At 62.4% G+C, this 11,455-nt stretch carries 8 protein-coding genes; 2 read left to right on the top strand and 6 right to left on the bottom strand.

The window, feature by feature from the left end; all coding sequences use genetic code 11:
- Positions 1-23: 23 nt before the first annotated feature.
- The 6 genes from ACYU70_RS07340 to ACYU70_RS07315 form a co-directional block, all read right to left on the bottom strand.
- Positions 24-2,402, bottom strand: coding sequence for a phospholipase D-like domain-containing protein (locus ACYU70_RS07340; protein WP_342298388.1), 2,379 nt, complete (start codon positions 2,400-2,402; stop codon positions 24-26).
- Between the two features lie 123 nt (positions 2,403-2,525).
- On the bottom strand, positions 2,526-3,527 hold the full coding sequence (locus ACYU70_RS07335; RefSeq protein WP_342298387.1) for a fibronectin type III domain-containing protein: 1,002 nt from the start codon (positions 3,525-3,527) through the stop codon (positions 2,526-2,528).
- 116 nt (positions 3,528-3,643) lie between these two features.
- Complete coding sequence (gene murB, locus ACYU70_RS07330; RefSeq protein WP_342298385.1) at positions 3,644-4,684, bottom strand: UDP-N-acetylmuramate dehydrogenase; 1,041 nt, start codon at positions 4,682-4,684, stop codon at positions 3,644-3,646.
- Positions 4,685-4,796: 112 nt separating this feature from the next.
- The gene (locus tag ACYU70_RS07325; RefSeq protein WP_342298384.1) at positions 4,797-5,357 is read right to left on the bottom strand and encodes a hypothetical protein; all 561 of its coding nucleotides are present in this window, start codon (positions 5,355-5,357) and stop codon (positions 4,797-4,799) included.
- 48 nt (positions 5,358-5,405) lie between these two features.
- Positions 5,406-6,809, bottom strand: coding sequence for a sugar MFS transporter (locus ACYU70_RS07320; protein ID WP_342298382.1), 1,404 nt, complete (start codon positions 6,807-6,809; stop codon positions 5,406-5,408).
- Positions 6,810-6,883: 74 nt separating this feature from the next.
- Positions 6,884-7,780, bottom strand: coding sequence for a retropepsin-like aspartic protease (locus tag ACYU70_RS07315; protein WP_342298381.1), 897 nt, complete (start codon positions 7,778-7,780; stop codon positions 6,884-6,886).
- Positions 7,781-7,907: 127 nt separating this feature from the next.
- Between ACYU70_RS07315 and ACYU70_RS07310 the strand changes: the two genes are divergently transcribed.
- A complete protein-coding gene (locus ACYU70_RS07310) occupies positions 7,908-9,086 on the top strand; it encodes a THUMP domain-containing class I SAM-dependent RNA methyltransferase (protein WP_342298380.1) in 1,179 nt (392 codons plus the stop codon).
- Between the two features lie 57 nt (positions 9,087-9,143).
- Positions 9,144-11,384, top strand: coding sequence for a RecQ family ATP-dependent DNA helicase (gene recQ, locus ACYU70_RS07305; RefSeq protein WP_460615954.1), 2,241 nt, complete (start codon positions 9,144-9,146; stop codon positions 11,382-11,384).
- Positions 11,385-11,455: the final 71 nt, after the last annotated feature.

Below are 11,455 nucleotides of genomic sequence, written 5' to 3'. Positions count from 1 at the left end.
TTTTTGCATCAGTTTCGCTCAGGTTATTCCACTACTACGCGGCCCGTTTGCACGGCCTCGGGAGTGGTTACCTGCACCATGTACAGGCCCGACTTCAGCGACGTAGCGTCGATGTTCAGGTCGGTGCCGGTGAGGGACTGGGTTTTGGTGAGTACCACGCGGCCGGTCACATCGCGCAGCACGATGGTGGCGGTGCGGGCCGAGGAGCTAGCCAAGTGCAGCTGGAAGCTGCCACGGGCGGGGTTCGGATACACCTCCATGGTGCTGGCCTGGATGCTGCCTGCTTTGGTGGCCAGTACGAGGCGGCAGACTACTACGCCGGCCACGTTTTGCTCGGCAATGCGGGCGGCGTACTCCTGGTAGTAGCGGTTGGTGATGCGGGCATCGTGCACCACGAGGGTGTTTTCGTCGTTTTCGGTATCAGCCGAAAGCGTCCAGTTGTGCGAGCCGACGAATACCGTGGGGTCCGACTGGCTGGCGCCGGCGTCTACAATCAGGGTTTTGTGGTGCATGATGCCGAAGCCGGCACCGGCGCGCTTGATGAGCAGGCGGGTGCCCAGCCCGGCCTGCATGAGGCGGAAGGAGTAGCCGGCCGTGCCGCTGGTGTCGTTCACGAGGCCGTCGGAGCAGGAGCCGATGCCGCGCTGGGTAACCTGAGCGGCAATGGCGCGGGCCAGGTCGGCGCGGGTGATGAGCATGGACTCGAAGTGCAGGTCGTTATCAGCCGAGGCAATGGCCTGGAGCAGGCGGCCGTTCACGTTGTCGGTGGGCGAGAAGTACGACTCCACCGATTTGCCGCCGATGTTCAGGAAGTGGGGCGTGTTGTCGGTTTTGCGCGAGCCGAAGGTGCTGGTGCCGGGCGTGGCCGTGTTCGAGCCCCACATTTCCTCAAACTCGATGGTGTAAACGCGGGCCAGCGACTGGTCCTGAATGGCGATGACGTTGTTACGGTCGGTCGTGAGCTGGGCCGCGGTCCAGTTCATCGAGCCCGTCCACACCCACGGCACGTTGGGGTTGGTGCTGTTGGCATCCACAATCACAAACTTGTTGTGCATGATGCTGCTGGTGGTGCTGCCGGCCGTGTTGGGGCGCGAAATGCGGCGAATGCCGGCATTCAGGCTGGTGATGCTCACGTTGGCATTGTCGTCCTCGTAAATCACACGAACCCGCACGCCCCGGGTGAAGGCGGCGTTTACCGCGTTCAGGATGGTGGCGTTGTTCCAGTTATAAATGGCAATGTCCAGCGTCTGGGTGGCGCGGTTGATGTAACGCACCAGCGTATCGGGAGCCGCGCCGTTGAGCATGGTCACGGCCGTGTTGCCGGGCAGGGCCAGCGAAGCATCGACCGTATTATTATAGAAGTTCTTGATAACCCCCGACGACAGCGAAGCCGTCACCATGGGTACCACACGCGACTCCGAACGACCTACGCTGTTTACCGAAACGGCCTGCACGTAGTAGATAGTAGCCGGCGACAAGCCGGTGAGCACCTGGCTGTGGGCCGTGGTGAGGGCCGTATTGCCGGCCAACGTGGTGAAAGGGCCCGCCGCCGAAGTAGCGTAGGCCAGCTGCGTGTTGCCCGTGTTCTGGGTGTTGAAGCTGATGGTGAGCGAGGTCGTGGTGATGTTCGTCGGAACCGGGCTGGTGGTCAGGTTGGGCGTGAGGCCCTGAATGAAGTCGCTGTACTTGCGGTTGAGCAACTGATAGCCGCCCGTGATGGACGTAGCCGAGGGCGCATACTGGCTCATCACGCCAATGGCATCGAACGTGCCCGTGGGGCTGGGCTTGCCAATCAGGCCGTCGGCCCCCGTCGAGTTGGTGGGCACGTAGGTAACGAAGTTGCAGTTACCATTGAGGCGGTACGAGGTATTAGCGTTGAAAGCCGATACCGAAACGCCGGCCGTGGTGCAGGTGGTGGGCGCCGTCGTCATCGACGTCAGGCCGTTGATGCGCACCAGCATTCCTTCGTACTGCTCGGCGAAAGCGTTGGCCGCGTTGGCCGCCGAAAATACCACTGGGGCCGGAATGGGCCGGTTGCCGGCCAGCACGGTCAGCGAGGTGATGGGGTCAACTTCGAGCAGGCCGCGGAACATTTTCAGGCCGCCCGTTACCTCAATGCTGTCGCCGGGCACCAGCGCCGAAACCAGTGGCCCCGTGGTGCCACCCGTGGTGTACACGCCGATACCCGCCGTGCCGTCCTGAATGTAGCGAATGATGCTGACCGAGGAGCCCAGCTCGGCCCCGTTCGTCACGATGCCGCGCACCGTGACCGTGGGGCCGGCGGTGCCGTTGGTGGTGGGGGCCAGGGCCCGGGCGGCCGCAATGGTAATCGCAGTTTGGGCCGATGCGGTGTGCCAGGAAGTGGCCGCCGCCAGCAGCGCCAGCAGAGTAAATTTCTTCATGAAAAAAACAGAGTTACGAAACGGTTAAATTTTAAAGATTAGGTGGGAGACGGAAATACAAAGATGCTGAATTTCAGCGAAACGAACCGCCGCTGGACGCCAATAGTGCCGGGCTGCGAAAACTTAATTTTTGCCGCCCGCCCGCACCCGCTTGCCGCCGGTGGTGATGAACGGCACGGGCGTGGCCGTTTCGGTGCCCGCCGCATTGCGCGAGCTTACTTCCACGTAGTAAGTGGTGCCCGGAATCAGGTCGTTCAGGGTGAGGCTGTGGTGGGTGGTAAGGGCATCATCGACGCGGCTTTCCTTGAGCTGCTTGGCATCGAGGCCGTAGCGCACGCGGGTGTCGCCGGCGTTCAGGGTCGAGAACACGACGGTGAAGCCGGTGGGGCTCACGTTCACGGGCACGGGCTCTTCGGTGAGGCGGGGCAGGCCGCTGCCGCGCACGAAGTCGGTGGCCAGGCGGGGCAGCAGCTGGTAGCCGCCGGTGCCGCCCGGCGAGTACTGGCTCATGATGCCGCGCACGTCGAACGGCTCGCCGCTGGGGGCGGTGGCCCCGATGAGGCCCTCGGGGCCGGTGCTGGTGGAGCCCACGCGCAGTAGTGCGCCGGCCGTGCCGTCGAGGAGGTAGTTGGCGTTGCCAACCAGGGCCTCGGCCGGGGTGCCGGTGGGCGTGAGCAGGCGTGTCACGCCCTTGATTTCGATGAGGCGACTCTCATTGGCCTCGGCAAAGGCGGTCGTGACTTGGGCCACGGGCACGCGCAGCGGGTGCAGCCGCTGGCCGCCAGCCAGCTTATGAAACGAGGCAATGGGGTCCATTTCCAGCAGGCCGTTGTAGGCCTTGAGCTGGCCCGTAACCTGGATGCTGTCGCCGGCCTGCAGCTCGCCGTAGCCGGGCAGCTTGGCAGCTTGGGCGTAGAGCGCGAGGCCGGCCTCGCCGTCCTGCACGTAGCGGACGTTGCCCATCTCGGCCCCGTTCAGCACCACGGCCCGCACCGTGACGGTGCTGCCGGGGCCCATGGCGCGGGCCACCTTCAGGGTGAGTACCGGGGGCGTGGGAAGGGGAGCCGCAACCGCCAGGACCGGGCCGGATAGCACCGCGGCAAACAGGAGAAAAGAGCGTTTCATAAATTGAAGAATAAGCAGACCGGCGAAGAAATGACTGATGCAAATGATGGGACAAATTACGCATCATTCGGCATTCTTAGCAATATATACAGATTGCTGACCAGTGTGCTATTCAATCACAAAATATTAACTTCCGGGTGTAGCTCGATGCCGAACTGCTGGCGGACGGACGAGATTATCTCTTCGGCCAGCTGGCGCACTTCGCTGCCGGTGGCCCCGCCGTGGTTCACCAGCACGAGGGCCTGGCGGGCGTGCACGCCGTGAGTGCCCGCGCCGGGGCCGCGCCGCAGCCCTTTCCAGCCGGCCCGCTCGATGAGCCAGCCGGCGGGTACCTTCACGCCGCCGGGCACGGGGTAGCCGGGCAGCTCGGGATACTCGCTTTTGAGATGGTCGAACTTGGCCTGGGAGATTTCGGGGTTTTTGAAGAAAGAGCCGGCGTTGCCGATTTCGGCCGGGTCGGGCAGCTTGCTGCGGCGGATGTGGACCACGGCGCGGCTCACGTCGTGCGGGGTGGGCTCGCCTTCGATGCCCAGCTCGGCCAGCGTGTCGGCGATGGCGCCGTAGCGCACGTTGGGGCGGGCCTGGCGGTGCAGGCGCAGCACCACGGCCGTGACCACAAACTGGCCTTTGAGCACGTTCTTGAACACACTTTCGCGGTAGCCGAAGCCGCACTCGCCGGCAGTGAACACGCGCCCCGCGCCAGTATTAATTTCGACGGCTTCCAGATGGTCGAAGGTGTCGCGCAGCTCGGCCCCGTAAGCCCCGATATTCTGGAGCGGGGCCGCGCCCACCGTGCCGGGAATTAGGGAGAGGTTTTCGATGCCGCTCAGGCCCTGGTCGAGGGCGTATTCGACCAGGCCGTGCCAGCTCTCGCCGGCTCCGGCGCGGATGAGTGCCGTGCCGGTTTCGCCGTCTTCGGAAATGATTTCCAGCCCACGAATCTCGTTTTTTAGCACCACGCCGGGGAAATCCTGGGTGAAGAGCAGGTTGGAGCCCCCGCCGAGAATGAGCTTATCGGCGGCCTGAACTTCGGGCATTTTCAGCAATTGGCGCAGCGCATCGGCCGAGGCGAAGCGGGCAAAGTAGCGGGCCTGCACATCGAGGCCAAAGGTGTTGTAGGGGCGGAGGGAGACGTTTTCTTCGAGCGTAGGCATCATGGCCGCAAAGGTAGCGGCCGCGCCGCAGCACACTGTAGCGTGGACTCTGCGAGTCCGCGTGTGGGCGAACGTTCTGCAAAGCGCGGACTCGCAGAGTCCACGCTACAGTGTGCTACTTCGGGTCGGCCTTCACGTTGAAGCGCGAGTCGGCGCGCACAGTGGTGGCTTTGCTCAGGCCGAGCTGAGTCATCTCTACCGTGGTGAACAGCGTGTAGGTGCCGCTGCGCAGGTAGGTGTCGAGCTTCTGGCCGGAGGGCGTGAGCTCGATGGTGGTCTGGCCGGTGGGCACGGGGTTGAGAGAAGCCAGCGGCACTTTGTTGGTGCCGGCCGCATCCGAGGCAATCGAAATGCTGATGCTTTTTACGAAGTCAAAATTCTGGTCGGCCGGGTCGGTTACGGTCAGGGCCAGGCGGTCGAGGGTCACGTCCTTCACGTAGTCGGCCGCCGTGTTGTTGTTCTGGAAAGTGCTGTTGGCGGTAGAGTTGACCGTGACGCCCGGCAGCGCAATAACCGGCCCGGTGGTGCCGATGGGCAGCGGACCAGTAGCCGGCAGCTGGAAGGTAGAGGAGTCGTTAATCTGGAAGGTGAGCAGGTCCAGAACTTTCTTGCAGCTGGCGGTGCCCAGCAATAAAACCACCAGAAAAAGCGCGGAAACAGGGATGATTCTTTTCATGAAACAAGGGCCGGTTTGGAGATGGTGATGACGGCACCGGCGGGTGGGCTAACGCACCCGATAACCACTTAGTGCATAAAACAAGAGGTACAGGTAGCACAGCGCCGGCACCACAAAGGCTACGCGCAGCCCGCCGCCATGCGTGGCGATGAATCCCATGAGCGGCGGAATAAGCGCCCCGCCCACAATGGCCATAATCAAATAAGAAGAGCCCTGCTTGGTGAACGGCCCCAGCCCAGTGATGGCCAGCGGGAAAATCACGGGCCACATAATGGAGTTCATCAGCCCGCAGAGCACGATGAGCCAGAGGGCCGTTTCGCCCGTGCTCAGGATGCTCGCGCCCACCAGCGCCGTGCCGGCCGCGCACACCGCCACCAGCAGCATGCGGTTGTGAAATTTGAGCAGTAGCGGAATGCCTACCACGCGCCCGATGAGCGAGCCAAACCAGTACGATGACACCAGCACCGCGCCCACCGCCTTGGTGAAGCCGGCCGTGGTATCAATGGCCGACGGCTCTTTGCCGAACAGCACCAGCGCGTAGTTGGTGGCCACGTTCAGCCCCTGCACCAGGCTTTGGGTGAAGGCCGAAAGCTGCCGAATCCCCTGCGATTCGCCGTAGCGAATGAGGAAGGAGCCCAGCCCGACCTCCACGCCCACGTACACGAAAATGGCCGCGATGCCCAGCACTAGGTGCGGAAACGCCAGCGCCGACGTCCGCCCCGCTGCCATGGGCCGCGCTTCTTCGGCGGCTTCTTCAGGAATGCCTTCGATGTCGGGCAGCTTCACGAGGAAGAAAAACAGCGCCGCCAGCAGCACCAGAAACACGGCCAGGCCGATGTAAGGGCCTTTTACTAATTGCGATTCTTCGGCCAGTCGCTCCGTCAGCGGCAACGCCGCCAGCCGGGCCTTGAGCGCCACCGAGCCGCCGAACAGCACCAGCCCGCCCACCAGCGGCGAAAGGGCTCCGCCGAAGTTGTTGGCCACGCCCACCACGCTCACCCGCGCCGCCGCGCCCCGCGCCGGCCCCAGGATGCTCACGTAAGGATTGGCTGCCACCTGCAGCAGCGTGATGCCTGCGCCCAGCGTGGCCAGCGCCGTGAGAAACAGCGCAAATGCCCGCGAGTCGGCCGCCGGGATGAAGAGTAGCGCGCCGCCCGCCATCACCAGCAGGCCCACCACGATGCCGCGCTGGTAGCCCAGCTTTTTCAGGACCCAGCCGGCCGGCAGCGACATGAGAAAGTACGCGCCGAAAAAGGCCGACTGCACTGCCGAGGACTGCAAATCGGTGAGTTGGCACACGTCTTTCAAATACGGCATCAGCACGTCGTTGAAATTGGTGACGGCCCCGAACAGGAAGAACAGGGTGGTCATCAGCACCATGGGGCCGGCGTAGGAGCGGGCGGGTGCAGCAGTGGTGGAGGCCGCCGCAGCAGCAGAAATAGGAGTAGCCATATGAGGGCGGAAGGTACAAAAAAAGCCGGCCATTGAGTGGGGCCGGCTCGTTGGGTTCGCCTTGGGCTCACCGGCTAGAGCTCTGTGTACAGGTTTTTATTGGGCTTGAGGTAGAGGTAGTTTCGGTCGAAATCCCACACGGCGTTAAACCGCTTCAAAAAGCCGTTGCCCCAGAAGCCGGCCTTGTCTTCGGTCGCGTTGACGCCGCTGGTTGATTGCGGCAGGGTAGCCGGCACGCGGTAGAAGCACTTCTGGCCGAAGCGGATTTCCGGGGCCAGTACCACAGCGCTCTCGTAGGTAGAGCCGTCGGAGCCCTGCGATGTGGCCGTGCCAATCCGGGGGAGCCGGCCCGGCAGGCCGTGCTTGCGGCCAAAGGGCGCGGCCACGGTCAGCACGTCGTCGGCACCCGTGTCGAGGCCAAACCGGCCCGTGTAGCGGCGGCCGTTGGCCACGATGGTGCTCGTGATGGTGGGGTAATCATCTACGAAGCGCAGCTTGCAGCGGGCGTAGGCACTCAGGTCGTTGTGGTAGCCCGCAGGCTCGTAAAACCGCAGCTCTTTCTTATGGTAATCCACCTCGATAACGTAGCCTTTCATAAAGTCGGTGCCAAATACGCCGTCGAAGTTGAAGCCCTTGTACGGAATGACGGCCAGCAGCACGTCGCTTTTGGTGAGGCTGCCGAAGCGAACGACGTTGCCCGCGCTCTGGCCCACCGTGTTGGTGCCGTTCGAGCCGACGTTGCGCGTGGTACCGGTGCGCGGTAGTTTGATGCGGGTGGCGGCGGCCTCGCTCAGCACCGAGCCGTTGGCACCCGTATCGAAAAGGAATTTCAGGCTGTCGGCAGCGTTGACCTGGCAATAGATGTATATGCCGTTGTTTTCAAGTACGAACGGAATCGTAGCAATCGGTTTGGTTTGAGCAGCCAGCATCAGCGGCCAAATCAGCATTATGCAGAAAATCAAGGTTTTCATTTCGATGAGAGGAAGGAGTTTCGGATGATGTGCTGTAAATGTATGCTGGGATTAGCTATTTGATATCGTTTAGTACGAAATAAATCGTAGTTCCTTCTCCCGTATTCCTGCCGACCTTTGCCGGACTATGCATCTCACCGCCACCACCCAGTTCGGCCTGGAAGAACTGCTCGCCGACGAGCTCTACGCCCTCGGGGCCGATATCACCCACGTCGGCTCCCGCGCCGTTGAGTTCATCGGCGACCACCGCCTGCTGTATGAAGCCGCTCTGTGGAGCCGGCTGTCCATGCGCCTGCTGCGCCCCTTCGCCGCCTTTTATGCCGCCGATGAAAAAGCACTCTACCGCGAAGTAAGCCGCATCGACTGGCAGGATTTCATCGGTCCCGGCCAGACGTTCGCCATCACGCCCGTGGTGAACCGCTCCACGTTTGAGCACTCGCTCTTCGTGGCCCAGCTCACCAAGGATGCCATCGTGGACCAGTTCCGGGCCCGCACCGGCGAGCGGCCCAGCATTGACACTCGCCAGCCCGACATCCGCCTGCACCTGCGCATGACGGAAAATGAAGTCATCCTCAGCCTCGACGCGGCCGGCGACTCGCTGCACCGCCGTGGCTACCGCCAGCACACCAACGAAGCCCCGCTGAACGAGGTGCTGGCCGCCGGCTTGGTCATGCTCTCCGGTTGGGATGGCAAAAAGCCCCTCATCGACCCCATGTGCGGCTCGGCCACCATCCTCACCGAGGCCGGCCTCATCAGCCAGCGTATCGCGCCCGGCCTGTTCCACCAGGGCAAGTTCGGCTTCGAAAACTGGTACGACTTCGACCCCGAGCTGTGGAACCAGGTGCGCGAAGAAGCCAAAGCCCAGCGCCTCGACGAACCGCAAGCCTACCTCGCCGGCTCCGACCTCGACCCCAAAACCATTGATATGGCCGCCGCGAATATTACGGCCGCAGGTTTGGAGGATTTCATCCGTTTGTCGGTGCGCGATGTGAAGGATGCCACCGCCCCCGCTAAGGAGGAGCCCGGCATTGTAATTATGAACCCGCCCTACGGCGAGCGGATAGGGGAGGAGGCCGAGATGGCGGCGTTGTACAAGACGATTGGGGATTCGCTGAAGGCAAATTTTCAGGGGTATAACGCCTTTGTTTTCACCGGGAATCTGGAAGCGGCGAAGAGCATCGGGCTGAAGCCGGCGCGTCGGGTGCCGCTGTTTAACGGGCCGATTGACTGCCGGCTGCTGAAGTATGAGTTGTACCGGGGCTCACGCCGTGAGCCAAAATCATCCGAGGCTCCGGCCGAAAGCTAATCTGCTTGGAACTTCCGGCCCCGTCTCGTTATTTTAACCAGTTATTCCTCCCGCATTATGTCTGATACCTTAACTACCGCCCCACCCAACCTGCTGCCCGCCGCTCAACAGGCCCTGAAACGGTACTACGGCTACGACAATTTCCGCCCCATGCAGGGCGACATCATCCAGCACATCCTGGCCGGCAAAGACACCGTAGTGCTTATGCCCACCGGCGGCGGCAAGTCGGTCTGCTTCCAGATTCCGGCCGTGGTTTCGGAAGGTACCTGCATCGTGGTTTCGCCACTGATTGCGTTGATGAAGGACCAGGTAGAGGCCTTGAAAGCCAACGGCATAGCCGCCGCCTACATCAACAGCAGCGTGGGCCAGAGCGAGGCCAACGACATCGCCCGCGCCGCCACCGGCGGCTACCTTAAGCTGCTCTACGTGTCGCCCGAGAAGCTACTGAGTGACGGCTTTATGCAGTTTCTGACGCGGGTTAATATCAGCCTGTTTGCTATTGATGAAGCGCACTGTATTTCGAGCTGGGGCCACGATTTCCGACCCGAATACACCCAACTGGGCCAGCTGCGGAACCATTTCCCCAACACGCCCATCATCGCCCTCACGGCCACGGCCGACCGGCTGACGAAGCGCGACATCATCACCCAGCTCAACCTGCACGAGCCCAAAGTGTTCCTCTCCAGCTTCGACCGGCCCAATATCAACCTCAACGTGCGCCCCGGCCAGGACCGCGTGGGCTCGGTCATCGACTACATCGCCCGGCACCCGCAGGACCCCGGCATCATCTACTGCCTCTCGCGCAAAACCTGCGAAACCATTTCGGCCAAGCTCATCGCCAAGGGCATCAAGGCCGCGCACTACCACGCCGGCCTCACGCCTTTGCAGCGCGGCAAGGCCCAGGAGGCCTTTTTGCAGGATGATATTCAGGTGATTGTGGCCACCATTGCCTTCGGCATGGGCATTGACAAGAGCAACGTGCGCTGGGTGATGCACTATAATTTGCCGAAAAATATCGAAGGCTACTACCAGGAAATCGGCCGCGCCGGGCGCGACGGCGCACCCAGCACCGCCATCCTGTTCTACAGCTTCGCCGATGTGATGCAGATGCGCGAGATGGTGACCAAGGACGTGCCCGCGCGTCAGGCCCAGCTCAACACCGCCAAGCTGGAGCGCATGCAGCAGTTTGCCGAAGCCGCCAGCTGCCGCCGCAAAATCCTGCTCAACTACTTCTCCGAAAATCTGCCGCAGGACTGCGGCAACTGCGACATCTGCCGCAACCCGCCCACGACTTTCGACGGCACGCTCATTGCCCAAAAAGCCCTCTCCGCCGTATTCCGCAGCCGGGAGAAAGTTGCTATTAATCTGCTAATTGATATCCTGCGCGGCATGCGCAACCAAGCCGTGCTGCAAGGCGGCTACGACCAGATTAAAACATACGGCGCGGGCTCGGATTTGCCCTACCTCGACTGGTACAGCTACGTCCACCAGATGCTGAACGACGGCCTGTTCTATATCGCCTACGAGGAAGGCTACGCTCTGAAAATCACCGAGCGCGGCCACCAGGTGCTGAAAGGCGAGCTGACGCTGCCGCTCAAGAAATTCCAGCCCAGCGAGAAGGCCGAGAAGCCCACCCGCGCCGGCAAAAAAGCCGCCAATGCCACTGCCGCAGCCGCCTTCGGCACGCCCGAAGCTCAGCTGTTCGACAAGCTCCGCAAGCTCCGCAAGCATATTGCCGATGAGCAGGGCGTGCCGCCCTACGTGGTGTTCTCCGATGCCACGCTCCAGGAAATGGCCGCCGAGCGGCCTGTGAGCCGCGTGGGCATGCTGGGTATCTCGGGCGTGGGCATGAAGAAATTCGAAACCTACGGCGAGGCCTTCATCCGTCTTATTCTGGAAGAAGGCGGCGGGGCCATGCCATCCGATTCGGACAATATGTTCAGCGAGCCGCGCCCCCGCCTGACGGCCGCCGAAAAAGCCGACAAGCCCGTGAGCGACTCCGAGGACGCCACCATACAGTTCCACCAGATGGGCCTCACGCCCGAGGACATTTCCGAGCGCCGCGGCTTGGCCCTGAGCACCGTCAAAACCCACCTCTACAACGCCTACGCCAAAGGCCGCGAGTTGCGCATCCACGACTTCGTGAGCGATGCCGAACTGGCCGAAATCTTCTCCGCCCGCGCCCAGCTCGGCGGCGACCCTACGCTCCGCGACCTGTTCGACCACCTGCGCGAGAAGTACGACTACTTCCAGCTGCGCATGGCCGCGCTCTACCACAAGCGCCTTCGGGGTCAGTAGAAGCCAATAAAATAAAGAGGCCCGCCGTTACCCACGGCGGGCCTCTTTATTTGCAGGTTCCCGTTCGAAAC

This window comes from Hymenobacter segetis, assembly GCF_054776495.1.
Note: the sequence above shows the minus strand (reverse complement) of the source record. Positions and strands in the feature narration are given on the sequence as shown.